Here is a 21,427-nt window from a genome sequence, read left to right as displayed (position 1 = left end):
CGCTTGGCCCTGCCACAGAGGTCAAACGGGGACTGTCAGCCCTCGACCGTGATGCCCATGGAACGGGCGGTGCCGGCGATGATCTTCTCGGCGGCGTCCAGGTCGTTGGCGTTCAGGTCGGGCATCTTGGTGCTGGCGATGTCACGGACCTGGTCGCGCGTGAGCTTGGCGACCTTGGTCTTGTGCGGCTCGCCGGAGCCCTTGTCCACACCCGCGGCCTTGAGGATCAGCTTGGCGGCCGGCGGAGTCTTGGTGACGAAGGTGAAGGAACGGTCCTCGTAGACCGTGATCTCCACCGGCACGACCATGCCACGCTGCGACTCGGTCGCGGCGTTGTAGGCCTTGCAGAACTCCATGATGTTGACGCCGTGCTGACCCAGGGCGGGGCCGACCGGCGGAGCCGGGTTGGCCGCACCGGCCTGGATCTGGAGCTTGATAAGCCCCGTGACCTTCTTCTTCTTGGGAGGCATTGCTCTCTCCGGGTCCTAGTGAGAGTTTTCAGCACTCCAGCCGATCATCCGGATGGAGGCATACCGCACAACGATAACGGGTATCTATGCGCGGCCAAAAACCGAGCAGGTCAGACAGCCTGCGAGAGGCGGTCTGACCTGTTCGGAAGCGCTGCGTCCAGAAAAGTGTCAGTTCTTCTGGATCTGGTCGAAGCTCAGCTCGACCGGGGTCTCGCGACCGAAGATCTCGACGAGGCCCTTGACCTTCTTCGAGTCGGCGTTGATCTCGTTGATCGTCGCCTGCAGCGTCGCGAACGGGCCGTCGGTGACGGTGACCGAGTCGCCGACCTCGAAGTCCAGCACCTGGACCTCGACCTTGCGGGCGGGGGCCGGCTTGCCCTCGGCCTCGGCGGCCTCGCGGGCGGCCTTCTCCTCGGCCTCCGGGGCGAGCATCTTGACGATCTCGTCCAGGGTCAGCGGGTACGGGTCGTAGGCGTTGCCCACGAAGCCGGTGACACCGGGGGTGTTGCGCACGACGCCCCAGGACTCGTTCGTCAGGTCCATGCGGACGAGCACGTAGCCGGGCAGCTTGTTCTGCCGGACGTTCTTGCGCTCGCCGTTCTTGATCTGGACGATCTCTTCCTCGGGGACCTCGGCCTGGTAGATGAAGTCCTCGACGTTCAGCGAGACGGCGCGCTGCTCCAGGTTGGCCTTCACGCGCTTCTCGTAGCCCGCGTAGGTGTGGATCACGTACCACTCGCCGGGCAGGCCGCGGAGCTCGTCGCGCAGAGCGGCGACCGGGTCGGCGGGAGCCTCCGGCTCGGCCTCGGCCTCTTCGGCGGGCTCGGCGTCTTCGGCGGTCTCGGTCGCGACCTCGTCCGCAGCCTCGGCGTCGGTCTCGTCCTCCACGTGCAGCGCGGCGTCCTCGGCCGGCTCGCCGGCGGCGTCGTCGGCAGCTTCGGCCTGGTCCGGGTCCGCACCGTCTGCCGCCTCGACGATGTCGAGCTCGTCCTCGACGGACTCGAAGCTCTCGCCGGACGTGGCGGAGTCGTTCAGGTTCGGGTCAGACACGGTGGCTGCTTCTTCCTGGATACAGATGGGGTGGAACAATGCGAAAGGGGCGCCGTGTCCGGCGCCCTCCGCAGGATCAGCCGAAGACGTACTTGACTGCTTCCTGGAAGCCCAAGTCAATCACGGTCACGAGGCCGATCATGATGACGACGAAGACGATCACCACGGTGGTGTAGGTCGTCAGCTGGTTGCGCGTGGGCCAGACGACCTTGCGCAGTTCAGCGATGATCTGGCGATAGAAAAGCCCGAGACGGCCCAGCGGGCCCTTCTTGCCGCGCTTTCCGCCCTTGCGGGACTTCTTCTTCGACTCCGGCGACTCGTCCTCGGCATCAGGCATGTCGATGGAGCCCACGGCGTCCGTCACGATCTCTCACCTGATTCCGGGTCGTGGCCGTGCCGCGCCCGGTGGAGCCGCACGGCGGTGCATAGATGTACGTACATGCGCACACAGCCTGGCGAAGGTGTGTGTAGCAGGGCCGGAGGGACTTGAACCCCCAACCGCTGGTTTTGGAGACCAGTGCTCTACCAATTGAGCTACGACCCTTTGTGGTTCCCCCAACCTACCGCATCCGGCCGGGTGCACTAAGTGCCCGGTGCGGATGTGGCTGGTGAAGGCCAACGACCAGTGAGTGTACGTGCTCCCAGGCCCGGCGTCGAACACGATGTCCTCGGGTCCACTTCTGACCACTGTTGTCCGCTCCGCGAAACCTGTGTGCCGGCTCCGTTTGCCGTCTGGGAGCATGGGCGGCATGAGCGCTGCAACCCCTCCCACCGAGCGCCGGGTCTCCGCCCGCATCGGCGCGATCTCCGAGTCCGCGACCCTCGCCGTCGACGCCAAGGCCAAGGCCCTCAAGGCCGCCGGGCGTCCGGTGATCGGCTTCGGCGCGGGTGAGCCCGACTTCCCGACGCCCGACTACGTCGTCGAGGCCGCCGTCGAGGCCTGCCGCAACCCGAAGTACCACCGCTACACACCGGCCGGCGGTCTGCCCGAGCTGAAGAAGGCCATCGCCGAGAAGACGCTGCGCGACTCCGGCTACGAGGTCGACCCCGCCCAGATCCTGGTGACCAACGGCGGCAAGCAGGCCATCTACGAGGCGTTCGCCGCGATCCTCGACCCGGGCGACGAGGTCATCGTCCCGGCTCCGTACTGGACGACGTACCCCGAGTCGATCCGGCTCGCGGGCGGTGTCCCGGTCGAGGTCGTCGCCGACGAGACCACCGGCTACCGCGTATCGGTCGAGCAGCTGGAGGCCGCGCGTACGGAGAAGACCAAGGTCGTCCTCTTCGTCTCGCCGTCCAACCCCACCGGCGCCGTCTACAGCGAGGCCGACGCCCGCGCGATCGGCGAGTGGGCCGCGGAGCACGGCCTGTGGGTGCTGACCGACGAGATCTACGAGCACCTGGTCTACGGGGACGCGACGTTCACCTCGCTGCCCCAGCTCGTGCCGGCGCTGCGCGAGAAGTGCATCGTGGTCAACGGCGTGGCCAAGACGTACGCCATGACCGGCTGGCGCGTCGGGTGGATCGTCGGTCCGAAGGACGTCGTCAAGGCCGCGACCAACCTGCAGTCGCACGCCACGTCGAACGTCTCCAACGTGGCCCAGGTGGCCGCCCTCGCCGCCGTCTCCGGTGACCTGGACGCCGTCGCGGAGATGCGCAAGGCCTTCGACCGCCGCCGCCAGACCATCGTGCGGATGCTCAACGAGATCGACGGCGTGGTCTGCCCGACCCCCGAGGGCGCGTTCTACGCGTACCCGTCGGTCAAGGGTCTGCTGGGCAGGGAGATCCGGGGGCGGCGTCCGCAGACCTCGGTCGAGCTCGCCGCCCTGATCCTCGACGAGGTCGAGGTCGCCGTGGTCCCGGGTGAGGCCTTCGGTACCCCCGGCTACCTGCGTCTTTCGTACGCGCTGGGCGACGAGGACCTGGTCGAGGGCGTGTCCCGGATCCAGAAGCTGCTGGCCGAGGCCCGCGACTGACGCGTTCCCCGTGCGCACGGGCTCCCGGCTCCGGCCGGGAGCCCGTTTCTGCGTTCGAGCAAGAACCCGATCGGGGAAAAGGGCTGCCCAGGACGTGTTCCGTGCGGCAGGATCCCCGAATGGAGCACGTACGAGACGTCAGCCTGCTGCCCAAGGCCCATCTGCACCTGCACTTCACCGGGTCGATGCGGCCAGCCACCCTTCTCGAACTCGCCGACAAGTACGGCGTGCACCTGCCCGAGGCGCTGACCGGCGGCGAGCCGCCCAAGCTGCGGGCCACCGACGAGCGGGGCTGGTTCCGCTTCCAGCGGCTGTACGACATGGCCCGCTCGTGCCTGCGCGAGCCGGAGGACATCCAGCGCCTGGTGCGCGAGGCGGCCGAGGAGGACATCAGGGACGGCTCGGGCTGGCTGGAGATCCAGGTCGACCCGACCTCGTACGCGCCCCGGCTGGGCGGGCTGATCCCGGCCCTGGAGATCATCCTGGACGCGGTGGACACCGCGTCGCGCGAGACCGGTCTGGGGATGCGGGTCCTGGTCGCGGCGAACCGGATGAAGCACCCGCTGGACGCCCGCACCCTCGCGCGGCTCGCCGTGCGCTACGCGGACCGGGGCATCGTCGGCTTCGGCCTGTCGAACGACGAGCGCCGGGGCCTGGCCCGCGACTTCGACCGGGCCTTCGCCATCGCCCGCGAGGGCGGCCTGCTGGCGGCCCCGCACGGCGGCGAGCTGACGGGCCCGGCCTCCGTGCGCGACTGCCTGGACGACCTGCACGCGGCCCGCATCGGTCACGGCGTGCGCGCCGCGGAGGACCCGCGGCTGCTGCGCAAACTGGCCGAGCGCCAGGTGACCTGCGAGGTGTGCCCGGCGTCGAACGTGGCGCTGGGCGTGTACGAGAAGCCGGAGGACGTGCCGCTGCGGACGCTGTACGAGGCCGGGGTCCCGATGGCGCTGGGCGCGGACGACCCGCTGCTGTTCGGCTCCCGGCTGGCGGCGCAGTACGAGTTCGCCCGCCGCCATCACGGCTTCACGGACGAGGAGCTCGCGGAACTGGCCCGCCAGTCGGTGCGCGGCTCGGCGGCGCCGGCGGAGGTCAAGGAGAAGCTGCTGGCCGGAGTCGACGACTGGCTGGGCGGCCCGGGGGCCTGAAGCGGCGGTAGGGCTGGGACGCCGGGAAGCCCCGCGGCGAACGTGCGGGGCGAAGGGCGGCGGTCATCGGCCCGGCGCTCAACGGGGACCGTCCGCGACGGAGATTCCGCGCAGCAGCGTGCGCGCCAGGCCAGCGGCGAACTCGTCCAGCGGCTGCGGGGGCCTGCGGTCGGCGGTGGCCTCGTAGGCGAACGCCCGCTGGGCGCAGGCGCCGAGGAGCAGTGACGCGGCCGCGTACGTGTCGGCGTCGGGGCTGATGCGGCCCGCCCGCTGCTCGGTCCGCAGGTAGGCGGCGAGACCCTCGATCGGCTTGTGCGGGCCGGTGCGCATCTCGCGCATGGCCTCTTCGTGGCGGCGCTTGAGCCGGGGCTCGGCGTACAGCGAGGCGGCCATGGGGAACGTCTGCTCGTAGAAGAGGGCCGCGTGGCGGGCGATGTCGGTCAGGTTCTCCTCGACGCCCGCTCGGCCGGGGTCCACGAGCAGGGTGCTCAGCAGGGCGCCGAGCTTCGGCAGCCGTTCGTTGAGCACGGTCACGAAGAGCTCCTCCTTGCTGGAGAAGTGCTTGTAGAGCGCCGCTTCGGAGCAGCCGGCGGCCTTGGCGATCTCCTTGGTGGTCGTGCGCGCCAGGCCGAGGGACAGCATCAGCTCACGCGCGGCGTCGACGATGCGGACGCGGGTCGGCTTCTGCTCCATGCGTGCTCCTACCGGGCTTGACGGGTGGGTGAGTGCGCACTCACCCTAGTGGTGAGTGAATACTTACCCACCCGAGGAGGGTGTGCACGATGAGGCTCACGGTTTTCGGCGCCACCGGCGGAATCGGCCAGGAGATCGTCCGGCAGGCCCTCGCCGCGGGACATCACGTCACTGCCGTGGTGCGCGATCCGGCCCGCTTCACCGTGACCGGTGACGGCCTCGACGTCTTCCGCGCCGACCTCCGGGACCCGCAGGCGCTGCGCCCGGCCGTCGCCGGGCGGGACGCGGTCCTGTCCGGGCTCGGCGCCCGCAGGAAGGCCGACGCCGGCGTCGCCGCCCGGCTGACCCGGTCGGTGCTGGCGGCGATGGAGGCCGAACGCACCCGGCGGCTGCTGGTGGTCAGCGCGGCCCCGCTGGGCACGCCCGCGGAGCGGGAGCCGCTGCTGGACCGCGCCATGACGGCCGTGGTCGGCTCGGTCCTGAAGGACATCTACGCGGACCTGCGGGTCATGGAGGACGAGCTGGCGCGCAGCGCCACGGACTGGACGGCCGTCCGGCCGCCCCGGCTGCTCGACAAGCCGCTGACCGGCCGCTACCGCACGGTCGTCGGCGGCAATCCGCGCAGCGCCCGGATGATCGGCCGCGCCGACGTGGCCCACGCGATGCTCGCGATGACCGACGATCCCGCGACGGTGGGCCAGGGCGTCGGCGTCGCCTACTGACGGCTCCGGCCGGGACGGACGTCCGGCCGACGCTCACGTACCGACGGCTCCGGCCCGGCGCATCACGTACCGACGGCTCGTGCCGTCGTACGCCGACGGCCTCGTGCCGTCACACGCCGACGGCTCAGAGGCTGACGCGCCTCGACCGACGGCTTCGGCCGACGGGCGTCAGAGGCTGACGCCGACCGTCACCGGCTCGTTGACGAGGGTCACGCCGAAGGCGTCCCGCACCCCGGCCACCACTTCGCGGGCCAGCGCCAGCAGGTCCTCGGTGGTGGCCTCGCCCCGGTTGGTGAGCGCGAGGGCGTGCTTGGTGGAGATCCGGGCCGGGCCTGAGCCGTAGCCCTTGGTGAAGCCCGCCCGGTCGATCAGCCAGGCGGCGGAGGTCTTGGTGCGGCCGTCGCCCGCGGGGTAGGCGGGCGGGGCGACGCCGTCGCCGAGCCGGTCGCGCACGCGGCCGAGGAAGGTCGCGTACTCGGCCGCGGTGAGGATCGGGTTGGTGAAGAACGACCCGGCCGACCAGGTGTCGTGGTCCTCGGGGTCCAGGACCATGCCTTTGCCGGCGCGCAGCCGCAGCACGGTCTCGCGTGCGTCGGCGGCCGGGACGCGGTCGCCCACCTCGACGCCGAGGGCCTTTGCGGTCTCCGCGTACTTCACAGGGGCGGACAGGCCGCCCGCGTCCTCCAGCTCGAACCGCACGCGCAGCACGACGTAGCGCTCGGGGTGCTGCTTGAAGCGGCTGTGCCGGTAGGAGAAGGCGCACTCCTCGTTCGACAGCGTCACGGTCTCGCCCGTGGTGCGGTCGTAGGCGACGACCTCGGTGATCGTGCCGGAGACCTCCTGGCCGTACGCACCGACGTTCTGGATCGGGGTGGCGCCCGCGGAGCCGGGGATTCCGGCCAGGCACTCGACGCCGGCCAGGCCCGCTTCGACGGTGCGGGCCACCGCGTCGGTCCAGACCTCGCCCGCCGCGAGCTCCAGCCGTGTCCCGTCGAGCGCGAATCCGCGGGTGGCGATGCGCAGTGCGGTGCCGTCGAAGCCCTTGTCGCCGATGACCAGGTTGCTTCCGCCGCCGATGATCAGAAGCGGGGTGCCGGCGTCGTCCGCCTCGCGGACGGCGGCGATCACCTCGTCGTCGGTGGTGGCCACCACGAGACGCGTCGCGGGGCCGCCGAGGCGGAAGGTGGTCAGGGGGGCGAGGGGGGCGTCGTGAAGTTCCTGCACGGGGACAAGAGTACGGTCCGCGGCCGCGCCGCTCGGGCGGGGCCGGGGACCGGGGCCGTACGGACGGATCGCGGTCAGACGGCGATCCGCTCGGGCTCGGCGTCTGCGGTGCTCCGCACCGGGCCGTCGTCCTCGGGCTCGTCGGGCGTGGTCCGGCCGCCCGGGATCATCAGGGCGACCAGGGCGGCGACGGCGACCACGGCCGCGCCGATCCACAGCGCGGGCACGGTGCCGTCGGTGAACGCCTCTGCCGACTCGTACCCTCCCTGAGCTGCGAAAACCGCTCCGAGTACGGCGATGCCGAGAGCGCCGCCGACCTCGCGCAGGGCGTTGTTCGCTCCTGAGGCGATGCCTTGTTCCGCGGGCCGGACGCTGGACATCACGACGCTGGCGGCGGGGGCGAAGTACAGGGCCATGCCGACGCCGCCGAGGACGAGCGCGGGCAGCTGCGCCGTGTACGACACCCCGGGCTCGATGACCAGGGCGAACAGTCCGAGGCCGACCGCCTGGAGCGCGAGTCCGGCGGCGATGACCGGACGGCCGCCGATCCGGTCGGAGAGGTAGCCGGCGACGGGTGCGACGAGCAGCGGCATACCGGTCCAGGGCAGCATCCGCAGGCCGGCCTCTGTGGGCGAGTAGCCGGCGACACCCTGCAGGAACTGGCTGAGCAGGAAGATCGAGCCGAACATGCCGAGGAACATGAGCAGGCTCGCGATGTTGATCCCGAAGAAGGCGCGGTTGCGGAACAGCCGCATCGGCAGCATCGGCTTCGCGGCGACGTGGCCGTGCCACACGAAGGAGACCAGCAGCACGGCGCCTGCGATCAGGGCGAACAGGACGCGGGTGCTGGTCCAGCCGTGCGCGTTCCCGTTGACGAGACCGTAGACGACGCCGAAGAGGCCGCCGCTGACGAGCAGCGTGCCGGGGACGTCCAGACGGGCGTCGGGGGCGTACGACTCGGCGAGGCGCAGGCGGGCGAGAGGCAGCAGGGCGAGGCCGATCGGCACGTTCAGCCAGAAGATCCACTGCCAGGACATGTGCTCGGTGAGAGTGCCGCCGATGAGCGGCCCGCTGGCGACGGCGAGGCCCGTGACGGCGCTGAAGATCCCGAGCGCCGCACCCCGGCGCGCGGCGGGTACGGCGGCGGTGAGCAGCGTCAGCGTGAGCGGCATCATGATCGCGGCCCCCACACCCTGGACGGCGCGGGCGGCGACGAGGGCGTCGATCCCGGAGGCGAGCGCGGCAGCGGCGGAGGCGCCGGTGAAGATCGTCAGGCCCGCGACGAAGAGCCTGCGCCGTCCGAAGCGGTCACCGAGGGCCGCTCCCAGCATCAGGAGGACGGCGAAGGTGAGCGTGTACGCGTTCACCGTCCATTCCAGGTCCTCGAGTGCGCCGCCGAGGTCCTCCCGTATGGAGGGAAGCGCGGTGGTGACGACGAGATTGTCGAGGGCCGCCATGAAGCCGGCGACGCTGGTGATCACGAGGGCCCAGGCGGCACTGCCGCGAGGCGTCTGCTGGTTCTGGTTCACTGCTCCCCCAGAGGGTTAGTTATTGATGACTAACTTTTGCGGGCAGAGAAGAGCGCCGGTCGCGCTCATGCCGGATCACTCCCCGGCGGGACGTGCGGCGAGGTAGAAGCCGGACCAGATGCGGTGGCTGGCGGGGAAACCCATGGACACCAGGACGTTGATCAGCATCCCGTAGGCCAGGAACGTGGTCGTCTCGTCCACGTCCGCACCGAGGTGCAGATGGACCGCGTCCCACAACTCCAGCCACCCCGCCCGCACCTGCTCTCCGAACGCGTGGTCGCCGGCGGCCTCGGCCGCCGCCACCGCGACGTACGTCTGCATCTGCATCAGCAGCTTGTCGGGGTCGTCCGCGATCAGGCGCTGGTAGGCGGCCGCCATCGCGCTCAGCGCCTCCTCCCCCGCGAGCCCCTCGGCGGCCTCGTCGAACACCCTGCGCGTGTCGGCCAGGCACCGCGCGGACGCGGCGAGGAAGATGGCCTGCTTGTTCGGGAAGAGACGGAACAGGTACGGCTGGGAGACACCGACCCGCTTGGCGATGACCTCGGTCGACGTCCCCTGGTAACCGGCGCGGGCGAACTCGGTGATCGCCGCACGCACGACGCTCTCGCGCCGCTCCTCCGCACTCATCCTGACCATGCGACTAAGTTAGTGACCAATTACTAATCTCGTCAACTCAGAAGGAATGCGCAAGGGGCGCCCGCAGGGACGGGCGCCCCTTACGCGTGCGCACCGCTCAGGCGAGCTGGACCACCGCGCGGGACATGCCCAGCACCTTCTGCCCACCGCTCGTGGCAGTGAGGTCCACCCGCACCCGCTTGTCGTCCAGGAGCGCGGCGACCTTGCCGGTGACCTCGATGACCGCGCCCTTGTCGTCGTTCGGCACGACGACCGGCTTGGTGAAGCGGACGCCGTACTCGACCACCGCGCCCGGGTCGCCCAGCCAGTCCGTCACGACGCGGGCCGCCTCGGCCATCGTGAACATGCCGTGCGCGATCACGTCCGGCAGGCCGACCTCGACGGCGAACTTCTCGTTCCAGTGGATCGGGTTGAAGTCACCGGAGGCGCCCGCGTACTGAACGAGCGTGGCGCGCGTCACAGGAAAGCTCTGCGCCGGCAGCTCGGTGCCGACCTCGACGTCCGCGTAAGCGATCTTCGCTGCCATCACGCCTCCTCGGCGGCACGCGCCACCAGCTTGGTCCAGGCGGTCACGACGTGCTCGCCCGCCTCGTCGTGCACCTCGCCGCGGATGTCGAGCACGTCGTTGCCCGCGAGGGACTTGATCGACTCGATGGTGGAGGTGACCGTCAGCCGGTCCCCAGCCCGTACCGGGCGCCGGTAGGCGAACTTCTGGTCGCCGTGCACCACCCGGCTGTAGTCCAGCCCGAGCTGCGGATCCTGCACGACCTCGCCCGCCGCCTTGAACGTGATGGCGAACACGAAGGTCGGCGGAGCGATCACCTCGGGGTGACCGAGCGCGGCGGCCGCCTTCCGGTCGGTGTACGCGGGATTCGCGTCACCCACCGCCTCGGCGAACTCACGGATCTTCTCCCGGCCCACCTCGTACGGCGCGGTGGGCGGATACGTCCGCCCGACGAACGACTGGTCGAGCGCCATGGGCTGGCTCCCTCCTGCTTGACCCCCAGCGGGGGCGGATCCCAGAGTGTGCGGACCGGCCCCTGAGCGGGACCTGTCCCGGACTGACGGCGAGAAACGACACGAGGCCGCCCCCAAGGGGGGCGGCCTCGTGTACGAGCCTGATTCAGCGCGTTTCGCGGTGCGCCGTGTGCGAGTTGCAGCGCGGGCAGTGCTTCTTCATCTCAAGACGGTCCGGGTTGTTGCGCCGGTTCTTCTTGGTGATGTAGTTCCGCTCCTTGCACTCCACGCAGGCCAGCGTGATCTTCGGGCGGACGTCGGTGGCAGCCACGTGAGTGCTCCTTGACGGACGGATGGACGGATGAACGCAGAAAAGAGTAGCCGATCGAAGGACCGACCCCACAATCGGCTACTGTGTGTAGCGGTGACCGGACTTGAACCGGTGACACAGCGATTATGAGCCGCTTGCTCTACCGACTGAGCTACACCGCTTTGACACGGAGCCCCCTCACCCGAAGGTGAGGGTTACCGCACCAGAGCCCCAATACGGAATCGAACCGTAGACCTTCTCCTTACCATGGAGACGCTCTGCCGACTGAGCTATTGGGGCGAGCGATGAAGACATTACACGGTCGCCCGCCGATCGCCCAAATCCGTTTCCCGGGCCTCTGTCCGGCCTGTGCCGGGCGGCTCCCTGCGTCCGGCACTGCCGCCCCGGAGCCCCACGCGCCGCCCGCGCGTCACCCCACGGCCGGGGCCCCGTTGTCCGGCTTTCCCCTCGGGTGTCCCCGACGTCCCGTACGCCACATGCGACCCCACCGGTACGACTATTGCCCTCTTCCTCGAAGGCCATGGCGAGCCGCCCTAGGCTCGTCTCACGCTGCGTGATCCTCTCCGGTTCCTCCGGCCCTCCGAACCTTCCGGACGGCCGGTTTCCACCGGTCCTACGCCCAGAGCCCGACCGCCCCCACAGGAGCGCGATGCCCGACAGCCAGCCGCCGCCCCCCGGCGGCGCGACCGCGGACTCCGCAGCGCTGCTGCTCTGCGGCGCGCGGCTGACCGACGGCCGCACCGTCGACGTACGGCTCGGCGGCGGCCGCATCGAGGCGGTCGGCACCGCCGGCAGCCTGCCCTCGCTCGCGGCACGGCTCGACCTGACCGGCTTCCTGCTGCTGCCCGCTCCCGCCGAGCCGCACACCCACGGCGACACGGCGCTCAGCGCGGAGACGCCCGGCCCCGTCTCGTACGAGCCCGACGACATCCAGCGGCGCGCCACCGAGGCCGCGCTGCTGCAACTGGGACACGGGGCGACCGCGCTGCGCTCCCATGTGCGCATCGGGGACGTGCAGGGACTCGGCTCCCTGGAGGCGGTGCTCCAGGCCCGCCGGTCGCTGCGCGGCCTCGCCGATCTGACCGCGGTGGCCGTGCCACGGCTGCTGACGGGAGCCGCGGGCGCCGAGGGGGTGGCGCTCCTGCGCGACGCGATGAAGATGGGCGCCGGCGTGGTCGGCGGCTGCCCGGACGCCGATCCCGACCCCACCGGCTACGCGGAGACGGTCCTGGAGCTCGCCGCCGAGCACGGCTGCCCCGTCGACCTGCACACCCACGGTGACGACCCGGCCCGCCTCGCCCGGCTGGCCGCCATGGCCGGCGGCCTGCGTCCGGGAGTGACGATCGGCCCCTGCGCCGGACTCGCGAGGCTGCCGCGCGACATCGCCGCCCGTGCCGCCGACCAGCTGGCCGCCGCCGGCGTCACGGTGGTCTCCCTGCCGCAGGGCGGTTGCGCGGGCGTCGAACAGCGGGGCAACGCGCCCGTGCGGCTGCTGCGGGCCGCCGGTGTGACGGTCGCCGCGGGCAGCGGCGCCCTGCGCGACGTCGTCGCCAACCCGGTCGGCCGGGGGGACCCGCTGGAGGCGGCCTACCTGCTGGCCTCGCAGGCCGGGATGCAGCCGTCGGACGCGTACGACCGCGTGGCCGGCACCGCGCGCGAGGTGATGGGACTGCCCGAGGTGCGGGTCGAGGCGGGTTTCCCCGCGGAGCTGCTCGCCGTGCGCGGGGAACGGATCTCGGGCGTGCTGTCCCTCGCGTACAGCCGGATCGTCATCCACCGCGGGCGCGTCGTGGCACGCACCAGCGCCGTACGCGAGTACTGCGACTCGGCGGCGGCCGTCGCGCTCGAACTGCCGCGCCAGGGGCGGTCGGACGGCTGTCCCTGAGCGCCCGCCCCGTTTCGGAAGTACGGTCGTAGACATGCGCATTGTCATCGCTGGTGGACACGGTCAGATCGCGCGCCGACTGGAGCGGCTGCTCTCGGCCGGCGGACACGAGGTCGCGGGCGTCATCCGCAAGCGGGAACAGGGCGACGACCTCCGGGAGGCCGGAGCCGAACCGGTGCTGATGGATCTGGAGTCGGCGTCCGTCGAGGAGGTCGCCGCGGTGCTGCAGGGCGCGGACGTGGCCGTCTTCGCGGCCGGCGCGGGCCCTGGCAGCGGCGCCGAGCGCAAGGACACGGTGGACCGCGGCGCGGCGGTGCTCTTCGCCGACGCGGCGGAACGGGTGGGCGCACGGCGCTTCATCGTCGTCTCGACCATGGGTGCGGACGCCCGGCACGAGGGCGACGACGTGTTCGACGTCTACCTGCGGGCGAAGGGCGCGGCGGACGACTACGTGCGCGGCAAGTCCGGCCTCGACTGGACGATCCTGCGGCCCGGCACGCTCACGAACGACGCCGGCAAGGGCCTGGTGCGCCTGGAGGCGTCCACGGGACGCGGTTCCGTGCCGCGCGACGACGTGGCGGCGGTGCTCGCCGAGATGGCGGAGACACCGGCAACGGCGGGGCTGACACTGGAACTCGTCTCCGGCTCGATCCCGGTGACGGTGGCCGTGAAGGACGTCGCCGGGAACTGAGGCGCCGCCCCCGGCCGACGAATTCCCCTCGCCCGCAAGGTCCTTGAGGTCATGAACCAGCAGACACCCCGGATCAGCCCCGCGATCGTCGAACGCGGCGAGCAGCTCTACGCCTACATCCGCGGTTCCGTACGGATGGCCGACTTCGCCGTGATCGCCGACCGCCTGCCCGAACTGATCGGCTGGCTGGACGCCGGCGGAGCCTGCTTCGCGGGCCCGCCGTTCTTCCGTTTCAACACCGTCGCCATGGACGCGGAGTCGGTGGTCGAGGCGGGCATGCCGGTCACGTCGATGCCGGAGCCGGAGGGCGACATCGGCATGGCCCTGCTGCCCGCGGGCCGCTACGCGACGGTCCGCCACCGCGGCCACCCCGACCAGCTCGTCGACGTCGTGACGGCGCTGCGCGCGTGGGCGGCGCGGGAGGGCCTGGCCTGGGACATGACGGAGGTCGACGGCGTGGAGCACTGGGCGTGCCGCCTGGAGTCGTACCTGACGGATCCGCGGGTGGAGCCGGACCCGTCGAAGTGGGAGATCGAACTGGCCTTCCGCCTGGCGGACTGACGCGGAGGCGCGGGCCCGGGCCGGCCGTGTCCCAGAACCCCTGGTCGCGCCGCCGCGCGCTCAGTGGCCGGTCAGCTCTCCAGGCGGCCGGTCCTGTGCTCGGGCGTCGATGCGGCAGGGGGAAGCACTCGGACAGGACGGCCCGCGGCAGTCGGCGGGGCGTGTCCTCGGCGCTCGGCGCTCTGGAACAGCCAGGGCTCCGCTGCGCCGGCACACGGCGGACGCTGTGGGATGGTGGTCGCGTGACGTTGGAAGACCTCGTCCGGCTGCGCCGGGCCCGTGACGCGATGGACCGCGACTACGCGCAGCCGCTCGACGTCCCGGCGCTGGCGCGCGTCGCCCTCATGTCGCCGGGCCATTTCTCCCGCAGCTTCCGCGCCGCCTTCGGGGAGACGCCGTACAGCTACCTGATGACGCGCAGGATCGAGCGGGCCAAGGCCCTGCTGCGGCGCGGCGATCTGTCGGTGACGGAGGTCTGCTTCGCGGTCGGCTGCACCTCGCTGGGGTCGTTCAGCTCGCGCTTCACCGAGCTGGTGGGCGAGAGCCCGAGCGCGTACCGGGCCCGCAGCCATGACGAGGGCGCCGCCGTCCCGGCCTGCGTCGCCAAGATCCACACGCGACCGGTCAGGAATGGAGAAGCGAAAGCCGCACGCCGCCCGTAGCGTGAAACGCATGGACATCAAGCTTTCGCAGTGCTTCCTCGCCGTCGACGACCACGACAAGGCCCTCGCCTTCTACCGGGACGTTCTCGGCCTGGAGGTGCGCAACGACGTCGGGTTCGAGGGTATGCGCTGGGTGACCGTCGGCTCGCCGTCGCAGCCCGATGTGGACATCGTCCTCGAACCGCCCCTCGCCGACCCGAACGCCTCGCCCGCCGACAGGCAGGCCATGGCGGAGCTGCTGGCGAAGGGCCTGCTGCGCGGTGTCATCTTCCGGACCGACGACTGCGACGCCACGTTCGAGCGCATCCGCGCCGCGGGCGGCGAGGTGCTGCAGGAGCCGGTCGACCAGCCGTACGGCGTCCGCGACTGCGCCTTCCGCGATCCCTCCGGCAACATGCTGCGCTTCAGCCAGCCTCGCAAGAACTGAAGTCCGGTGCCGCGAACCGGCGTTACCCTGCCGACGAACCCCGCCCCGCACGAGGCTTGGCGCGAGGTGAACGAGATGTCCGCCGCGAACTGACGCGTGCCGGCCACTTGATGGTCCGGCGCGTGCCGACCGCTGGTCGGTCCGACGCCTCGGGGCGGCACGCCGCGTGGCCGGAGCCCAGAGCCGCCACAGGCCGAAGCGACATGGACCCCCTGGTTGCCGCGACGCCGAGCGCGACGCCGACGGGGGCCGCGAAGGCGGCCCCGCCTAGTAGATGGAGACAGGATGAGCCGGGCCACGACGGACACGCAGTCGACTGCGCTGCCCGTTGCCGACAGCCACGATCTGATCCGCGTGCACGGCGCGCGCGAGAACAACCTCAAGGACGTCAGCATCGAGATCCCCAAGCGCCGGCTGACGGTGTTCACCGGGGTCTCCGGCTCGGGCAAGAGCTCGCTGGTGTTCGACACGATCGCCGCGGAGTCGCAGCGGCTGATCAACGAGACCTACAGCGCCTTCGTCCAGGGCTTCATGCCGACGCTGGCGCGGCCCGAGGTCGACGTCCTCGACGGGCTGACGACGGCGATCAGCGTCGACCAGCAGCGGATGGGCGGCGACCCCCGCTCCACGGTCGGCACCGCCACCGACGCCAACGCGATGCTGCGCATCCTCTTCAGCCGGCTCGGCACTCCGCACATCGGCCCGCCCAGCGCGTACTCCTTCAACACCGCCTCGGTCCGGGCGAGCGGTGCGATCACGGTCGAGCGCGGCGACAAGAAGGCGGTGAAGGCGACCTACTCCCGCACCGGCGGCATGTGCGGCCGCTGCGAAGGCCGGGGGACGGTCTCCGACATCGACCTGAGCCAGCTCTACGACGACTCCAAGTCCCTGTCCGAGGGCGCGTTCACCATCCCCGGCTGGAAGTCGGACAGCTTCTGGACCGTGCGGGTCTACGCCGAGTCGGGTTTCCTCGACCCGCACAAGCCGATCCGTGAGTTCACCGAGAAGGAGATGCAGGACTTCCTCTACCGGGAGCCGACCAAGGTGAAGGTCGAGGGGGTGAACCTCAGCTACGAGGGGCTGATCCCCAAGATCCAGAAATCGTTCCTGTCCAAGGACAAGGAGGCGATGCAGCCGCACATCCGGGCGTTCGTGGAGCGGGCGGTCACCTTCACCACCTGCCCCGAGTGCGACGGCACCCGGCTCAACGAGGGCGCCCGGTCGTCGAAGATCAAGAAGATCAGCATCGCAGACGCCTGCGCGATGGAGATCAGGGACCTGGCCGCATGGGTCCGAGGCCTCGACGAGCCGTCGGTGGCACCGCTGCTCACCGCGCTGCAGCAGACCCTCGACTCGTTCGTGGAGATCGGCCTCGGCTACCTCGCGCTGGACCGGCCGTCGGGCACGCTGTCGGGCGGTGAGGCGCAGCGCGTCAAGATGATCCGTCATCTCGGTTCCTCGCTCACCGATGTCACCTATGTCTTCGACGAACCGACCACGGGCCTGCATCCCCATGACATCAGCCGGATGAACGACCTGCTGCTGCGGCTGCGGGACAAGGGCAACACGGTGCTCGTCGTGGAGCACAAGCCGCAGACGATCGCCATCGCCGATCACGTCGTCGACCTCGGCCCCGGCGCCGGTACGGCGGGCGGCACCGTCTGCTTCGAGGGCACCGTGGAGGGGCTGCGGGCCAGTGACACCGTCACCGGCCGCCATCTCGACGACCGTGCCGCGCTCAAGAAGACGGTGCGCAAGCCCACCGGGGCGCTGGAGATCCACGGCGCGACGGCGCACAACCTGCGCGAGGTCGACGTCGACATCCCGCTCGGCGTGCTGACCGTCGTCACCGGCGTCGCCGGCTCCGGCAAGAGTTCGCTCGTGCACGGGTCGGTCCCCGCGGGCGCGGGTGTGGTGTCGGTCGACCAGGGCCCGATCCGCGGCTCCAGGCGCAGCAACCCGGCCACCTACACCGGGCTGCTCGACCCGATCCGCAAGGCGTTCGCGAAGGCCAACGGCGTGAAGCCGGCGCTGTTCAGCGCCAACTCCGAGGGAGCCTGCCCCACCTGCAACGGCGCCGGCGTCATCTACACCGACCTGGCGATGATGGCCGGTGTCGCCACGCCCTGCGAGGACTGCGAGGGGAAGCGGTTCCAGGCCGAGGTACTGGAGTACACCTTCGGCGGCAAGGACATCAGCGAGGTGCTCGCGATGTCGGTGACCGAGGCCGAGGAGTTCTTCGGCTCCGGCGAGGCGCACACGCCGGCCGCGCACCGCGTCCTCGACCGGCTCGCCGACGTCGGGCTCGGCTACCTCAGCCTGGGCCAGCCGCTCACCACGCTCTCCGGCGGCGAGCGACAGCGGCTGAAGCTGGCGACCCACATGGCCGAGAAGGGGGGCGTGTACGTCCTCGACGAGCCGACCACCGGCCTGCACCTCGCCGACGTCGAGCAGTTGCTCGGCCTGCTCGACCGGCTCGTCGACTCCGGCAAGTCGGTCATCGTCGTCGAGCACCACCCCGCGGTCATGGCGCACGCAGACTGGATCATCGACCTCGGCCCCGGCGCGGGCCACGACGGCGGCCAGATCGTCTTCGAGGGCACCCCCGCCGACCTCGTCGCCGCCCGCTCCACCCTCACCGGCGAACACCTCGCGGACTACGTCGGCAGCTGAGCGGGGCGCTCACGGACACCGTGAGCCGTCGCACCGGATTCCGGCGGCCCGTCGCCGAAAACGGCTCAGCCGAGGACGGCCGGCCCCTTCCGCACCGCCCGAGGGGCAGGGTCGGCCGGCCGCTCCGCGGCGGTGGTCCGCGGGGGGGTACGCCAAGTCCCTGAAGGACGACGCCGAAGGACTCCACCGGCCCCGAACAACACCACGTCGACGGCCCGACCGGGCCGTGCCGAGGTGCTGGGGCCGTAGCCGCCGGTGGAGGCCGCGAGTCCCGTCCACGTCCCGTCCGGACCCGCTGGCGGAGAGCGGGACCGAGCGTTACAGGAGCAACAGGCACGGCCCCGTCGCCCCGTACAGCAAAATGGCCCCTGATCCGCGTTTCCGCAGATCAGGGACCATCTCTCTCGCGTGGCGGCGCCAGGATTCGAACCTGGGTAGGCTAAGCCGACGGATTTACAGACGTCTGTTGTTCACGCGCTTGTACCCCTCCTGACCTGGGGCGGAACGGGCAGCGCACGCGATGCGCGGACCTACCGTCCACGTCTCGTCCACGGCGGGCTCAGAGAGGCATTAGGGGAGTCGCCTCCGGCGACACGACCACGAGGTCGGCTGCGTCGACTGGCTGCAACATCGCTACTGGTGTTGCAGCCGTCTTTGACCGGACAGCCCGGACACCTGCCCTCAGAGCTGTCCGGTCCATATCCGCTGGTCAGCGCCTTAACCGGACAGCCGGACAGTCCGGACACACTTCGCCGAGAGCTGCCCGAGAGCCGGTGCAACGCGGTCAGCCGCGAATCGCTGATGTACCAGCTCGTCAGCGTCGGCGAGGCCCGCCCGCCCGCCGCAGAAACGGATCTCGCCGTCCACGCGTACCCGCCGGCCGCCCGTCGGCGACGGTGGATAGACGATCACACGTAGCGGCTCAGGCATGTCTCCACCCTGCGACTGTTTCCGCTTCAGAGCACACTGGAGGCCTGAACCACCCCTCAGCTTGAGCCCGTAGCGCGTCAAGGCGCTGTATCCCAAGCTCGGTCGAATCTTCGCCTCGCTCTGGCCCGGCCGCTGGCCGCACGCCAAGGCGAAGGGCTGATGCGGGGTTGAACCCCTCTGTGGTTCGGGCGGTCGGCTCCACGGCTTTAGCCACCTCCCTGATCAGGGACTCGGCGCTGAGTAAGAGCAGGGGTCAGTCGGGCACAACAGCGGGCAGGCAAAGGGCTCCCCGATTCCGCGGGCCAGCATCCGGCCCCCTGATCTGCTCGTCCCCGGGTCGGGCAGGACACCGACCAAACCCGTTGCGCCGTCCTAGAGTGGTTCGGGGCTGCGGATCAATCAGTAGCCCCATCTTGATCCATAAGGGGGGAGCCATGACGGAACCGAGTTCACGACCCCGATCCAGTTGTCCTATAGACAACTGCATTGGAACTTCCCTGACCGCAGGGGGCGAATGCCTAGAGCACGCGAGTGAAGATCAATTTGCGACTTTCCTCGAATCTCTACAGCACGGGGACTCAATCGCTTTTCGCAATACCCAAATACATGCTCAAAGATTCTCCCAAGTACTGGAAGCGCTTCGCGACCCAGGCGGTCGACCCATTCTCGGAACAGCATCTTTTCAGAATTCCACGTTTCATGGCGCGGTGAATTTCAGGCAGGCGCTCTTTACAGAGCGAGGAACCTTCACGCGCGCAACATTCAAGCACTCGGTCTCCTTCGATGGCTGCAGGTTCTCAGGCCGTGCTAATTTCATACGTTGCAACTTCAATAGAACGGTGAAATTCACTCGCACTAATTTTGATGATGGCTCCTCCTTTTGGGGTACGGGATTCGAAGAAGAGGTGTTCTTCGCAGGGGCAAGGCTCCGTGGGCGCGCCAAGTTCTCCGATTGCAGATTCGCGGGCGGCACGAGATTCTCCGACACCACATTCGAGGGAAGAGTTTCCTTTCGGAACTGCATATTTGCCGCCGCCACGTTCACAAACGTCACCTTCGGGAGTGGCCTGACCTTCCGTTGGAGTGAAATGTCAGGAAGGTTTCAATTCACGGGAGTTTCCATTCACGAGACCTTGGACATCGCCGAGACGCGCTTCTCTTCGACTGTTGAAATTGGCCCAGCTGCCTGCAGAAACGAGGTAATCGCGACGAACTCCAACTGGGCTAACGGTGCTAGGATCTCCGTAGCTACTCCACGTATCGACCTAAGCCAGGCGCGTTTCGAAAAATCTCTAGCACTCAACGTACGCTACGCAGCGATAACGCTGGAGGGGAGCACCTTCGAGGAAGCTAGCGTTATTACAGGGGTTCCGCCCTTCGAATTCTCGGCCCCTGATGGAAGGGTGAGGCTAGACGAGTCTGCCGTAGCCGATTCGACTGGAGTGGACACGCCCTCAATCGTTTCACTTCGACGAGCAGACCTAGCTAACCTTGCATTGTCCAACGTCGCATTGACGAAATGCCAATTCTCCGAAAGCCACAACCTGGATAAACTGAGAATTGACGGAGACGCTCGCTTCGGCAGATCACCTCACGGCTGGCGGAGATCTTCGAAGTTTCCGTACTTTAGTCACTGGATCGACCGTAAGGTCATAAATGAAGAGAGGCAGTGGAGACGGCAGAACGGATGGCGTAGGCCATGGAGTAACGACAGGAGGCGAACTTCCGTTCACCTTGCGAGCGCCGATTCGATAGCGCAAGTCTACCGTTCCCTGAGAAAAGCCCAGGAGGAATCCCGAAACGATCCCGGGGCTGCGGACTTCTATTACGGAGAAATGGAGATGCGCAGACATTCACAAAACACACCTAGAGCCGAGCGTCTAATCATTTGGCTCTATTGGGTGACATCTGGATATGGCTTGCGAGCCAGCCGAGCCATAGTCATCCTGTCCGCCGCGATCCTTAGTACATCTTGGGCTACAGTCAATTTCGGATTCACCGGCCATGCCCCCAGTTTCACGTCGACTCTTATGTACTACCTCGAAAGCATGGTGTCTATCCGTAATGACGGTTTGGGCTCGACACAGTTCAACACCGTCGGGGCTGCACTGCGTCTCTTCTTGAAGGTAGTCGGACCTGTTGCCCTCGCCCTTTCAATCTTGGCCGTGAGGAACAGAGTCAAGCGTTAGGTTAAGCACCCATTGGCCGACGGCCTCCGGACCGACAAGTCGACCTCTGGAGCCCTGCTGTGCTGACCTACAAATGGACTGCCAGGCAATGTTCCTGACGGGCGGACAGGTCCTGCTCCACGACCAGGAGGTGCCGTCAGGCGACCGGACAGCCCGGACACCGGTCTGCCGCTATCGCTCCGCTACACCAACCCGTCCAAGGCTGCTCGAACCGCTCGCAGATACGACTGCCGAGCGGTAAGGAACGCATCCACATTGCGCGAGCCCTCGTCCTGGCTGCGGTAGGCGTTCACGGCGATCAGCACGTCGTTGGCGGCCGACTCGACGGCCGTGGGCCCTTCCAGGGTGACCATCGCAGCGGCAGACGTCAGATCGGCGAGGCCGACCGGGGTGTCCCGGTCCATCAGCACCACCCTCTGGGCGGCGTCCAGGAACGCTACGTACGCTTGCCGTCGGCGATCCTCGATCCTGGAGCGGCGTTGCTCCTCCAAGTTCACGCGCACCGTGTCCAGGAGCGCGTCTGCCTGGCGGTTGCCGGCGTGCTTAGCGGCCTCTGCCTGACGGAGACCGGCGTTGCGCGTGTACCACCCCGTGGCGAGGCTGCCTGCCACCGCTGATCCGGCAGCAATCAGCGCGACCCCCCATTCGCTCATCCGAACATTCTGCCCGCTGA

Annotated in this window: 21 protein-coding genes and 3 tRNA genes; 10 read left to right on the top strand and 14 right to left on the bottom strand. The window is 69.3% G+C overall.

The features are described 5' to 3' along the window. Positions 1-35 precede the first annotated feature (35 nt). The 4 genes from rplK to HW130_RS07265 all read right to left on the bottom strand — a co-directional run bounded on the left by rplK (position 36) and on the right by HW130_RS07265 (position 2,064). On the bottom strand, positions 36-470 hold the full coding sequence (gene rplK / locus HW130_RS07280; protein WP_177148603.1) for a 50S ribosomal protein L11: 435 nt from the start codon (positions 468-470) through the stop codon (positions 36-38). A gap of 168 nt (positions 471-638) precedes the next feature. Continuing rightward, complete coding sequence (gene nusG / locus HW130_RS07275; protein WP_177148602.1) at positions 639-1,520, bottom strand: transcription termination/antitermination protein NusG; 882 nt, start codon at positions 1,518-1,520, stop codon at positions 639-641. Between the two features lie 76 nt (positions 1,521-1,596). Continuing rightward, positions 1,597-1,884, bottom strand: coding sequence for a preprotein translocase subunit SecE (gene secE / locus HW130_RS07270; RefSeq protein WP_177148601.1), 288 nt, complete (start codon positions 1,882-1,884; stop codon positions 1,597-1,599). Between the two features lie 107 nt (positions 1,885-1,991). Further along, positions 1,992-2,064, bottom strand: a tRNA-Trp gene (locus HW130_RS07265). A gap of 205 nt (positions 2,065-2,269) precedes the next feature. Between HW130_RS07265 and HW130_RS07260 the strand changes: the two genes are divergently transcribed. Beyond that, complete coding sequence (locus HW130_RS07260; protein WP_177148600.1) at positions 2,270-3,496, top strand: pyridoxal phosphate-dependent aminotransferase; 1,227 nt, start codon at positions 2,270-2,272, stop codon at positions 3,494-3,496. A 119-nt stretch (positions 3,497-3,615) separates the two neighbouring features. Next, the gene (locus HW130_RS07255; RefSeq protein ID WP_177148599.1) at positions 3,616-4,644 is read left to right on the top strand and encodes an adenosine deaminase; all 1,029 of its coding nucleotides are present in this window, start codon (positions 3,616-3,618) and stop codon (positions 4,642-4,644) included. 78 nt (positions 4,645-4,722) lie between these two features. Here the strand turns inward: HW130_RS07255 and HW130_RS07250 are convergent, their stop codons facing one another. After that, positions 4,723-5,337 carry a TetR/AcrR family transcriptional regulator gene (locus tag HW130_RS07250; protein ID WP_177148598.1) on the bottom strand — a complete coding sequence of 205 codons (615 nt, stop codon included), beginning with the start codon at positions 5,335-5,337 and terminating at the stop codon, positions 4,723-4,725. Between the two features lie 89 nt (positions 5,338-5,426). Here HW130_RS07250 and HW130_RS07245 point away from each other — a divergent pair, with 89 nt between their 5' ends. Next, positions 5,427-6,059, top strand: coding sequence for an NAD(P)-dependent oxidoreductase (locus HW130_RS07245; RefSeq protein WP_177148597.1), 633 nt, complete (start codon positions 5,427-5,429; stop codon positions 6,057-6,059). Between the two features lie 168 nt (positions 6,060-6,227). Here HW130_RS07245 and HW130_RS07240 read toward each other — a convergent pair whose 3' ends face one another. The 8 genes from HW130_RS07240 to HW130_RS07205 form a co-directional block, all read right to left on the bottom strand. After that, positions 6,228-7,352, bottom strand: a complete 1,125-nt coding sequence (locus tag HW130_RS07240) for a UDP-N-acetylmuramate dehydrogenase (RefSeq protein ID WP_309140360.1) — start codon at positions 7,350-7,352, stop codon at positions 6,228-6,230. Between the two features lie 5 nt (positions 7,353-7,357). Beyond that, on the bottom strand, positions 7,358-8,812 hold the full coding sequence (locus HW130_RS07235; RefSeq protein ID WP_177148595.1) for an MFS transporter: 1,455 nt from the start codon (positions 8,810-8,812) through the stop codon (positions 7,358-7,360). A 75-nt stretch (positions 8,813-8,887) separates the two neighbouring features. Continuing rightward, positions 8,888-9,448, bottom strand: coding sequence for a TetR/AcrR family transcriptional regulator (locus HW130_RS07230; protein WP_177148594.1), 561 nt, complete (start codon positions 9,446-9,448; stop codon positions 8,888-8,890). Positions 9,449-9,545: 97 nt separating this feature from the next. Continuing rightward, positions 9,546-9,974: a MaoC family dehydratase gene (locus HW130_RS07225; RefSeq protein ID WP_177148593.1), complete on the bottom strand. Its 429-nt coding sequence runs from the start codon at positions 9,972-9,974 to the stop codon at positions 9,546-9,548. Next, the gene (locus HW130_RS07220) at positions 9,974-10,426 is read right to left on the bottom strand and encodes a MaoC family dehydratase N-terminal domain-containing protein (protein WP_177148592.1); all 453 of its coding nucleotides are present in this window, start codon (positions 10,424-10,426) and stop codon (positions 9,974-9,976) included. Before HW130_RS07220 ends, HW130_RS07225 begins: the two co-directional genes overlap by 1 nt. Before the next feature lie 145 nt (positions 10,427-10,571). Next, positions 10,572-10,736 (bottom strand): 50S ribosomal protein L33, encoded by a 165-nt coding sequence (gene rpmG, locus HW130_RS07215; RefSeq protein WP_003956487.1) that lies wholly within the window; start codon positions 10,734-10,736, stop codon positions 10,572-10,574. An 88-nt stretch (positions 10,737-10,824) separates the two neighbouring features. Further along, positions 10,825-10,897: transfer RNA gene (locus tag HW130_RS07210), tRNA-Met, on the bottom strand. Between the two features lie 45 nt (positions 10,898-10,942). Continuing rightward, a tRNA-Thr gene (locus HW130_RS07205) sits at positions 10,943-11,015 on the bottom strand. Positions 11,016-11,385: 370 nt separating this feature from the next. On the opposite strand from HW130_RS07205, the gene HW130_RS07200 reads away from it, so the two are divergent. The 7 genes from HW130_RS07200 to HW130_RS36960 all read left to right on the top strand — a co-directional run bounded on the left by HW130_RS07200 (position 11,386) and on the right by HW130_RS36960 (position 20,754). After that, positions 11,386-12,621 carry an amidohydrolase family protein gene (locus HW130_RS07200; protein WP_177148591.1) on the top strand — a complete coding sequence of 412 codons (1,236 nt, stop codon included), beginning with the start codon at positions 11,386-11,388 and terminating at the stop codon, positions 12,619-12,621. A 34-nt stretch (positions 12,622-12,655) separates the two neighbouring features. Next, positions 12,656-13,312: an SDR family oxidoreductase gene (locus tag HW130_RS07195; protein ID WP_177148590.1), complete on the top strand. Its 657-nt coding sequence runs from the start codon at positions 12,656-12,658 to the stop codon at positions 13,310-13,312. Between the two features lie 51 nt (positions 13,313-13,363). Then, positions 13,364-13,873, top strand: a complete 510-nt coding sequence (locus tag HW130_RS07190; RefSeq protein ID WP_177148589.1) for a GyrI-like domain-containing protein — start codon at positions 13,364-13,366, stop codon at positions 13,871-13,873. A gap of 242 nt (positions 13,874-14,115) precedes the next feature. Beyond that, complete coding sequence (locus HW130_RS07185; protein WP_177148588.1) at positions 14,116-14,535, top strand: helix-turn-helix domain-containing protein; 420 nt, start codon at positions 14,116-14,118, stop codon at positions 14,533-14,535. A gap of 10 nt (positions 14,536-14,545) precedes the next feature. After that, complete coding sequence (locus HW130_RS07180) at positions 14,546-14,962, top strand: VOC family protein (protein ID WP_177148587.1); 417 nt, start codon at positions 14,546-14,548, stop codon at positions 14,960-14,962. 285 nt (positions 14,963-15,247) lie between these two features. Beyond that, positions 15,248-17,635 carry an excinuclease ABC subunit UvrA gene (locus HW130_RS07175; RefSeq protein WP_177148586.1) on the top strand — a complete coding sequence of 796 codons (2,388 nt, stop codon included), beginning with the start codon at positions 15,248-15,250 and terminating at the stop codon, positions 17,633-17,635. Positions 17,636-18,999: 1,364 nt separating this feature from the next. Further along, positions 19,000-20,754 carry a pentapeptide repeat-containing protein gene (locus tag HW130_RS36960; RefSeq protein WP_375256512.1) on the top strand — a complete coding sequence of 585 codons (1,755 nt, stop codon included), beginning with the start codon at positions 19,000-19,002 and terminating at the stop codon, positions 20,752-20,754. A gap of 182 nt (positions 20,755-20,936) precedes the next feature. Here HW130_RS36960 and HW130_RS07165 read toward each other — a convergent pair whose 3' ends face one another. After that, positions 20,937-21,407, bottom strand: coding sequence for a hypothetical protein (locus HW130_RS07165; RefSeq protein ID WP_256355938.1), 471 nt, complete (start codon positions 21,405-21,407; stop codon positions 20,937-20,939). Between the last annotated feature and the right edge of the window lie 20 nt (positions 21,408-21,427).

Source organism: Streptomyces sp. PKU-EA00015 (assembly GCF_013387495.1).
Classification (GTDB): Bacteria; Actinomycetota; Actinomycetes; order Streptomycetales; family Streptomycetaceae; genus Streptomyces.
The sequence above is the reverse complement of the archived record's forward strand: the minus strand, read 5'-3'. Positions and strand labels throughout refer to the sequence as shown.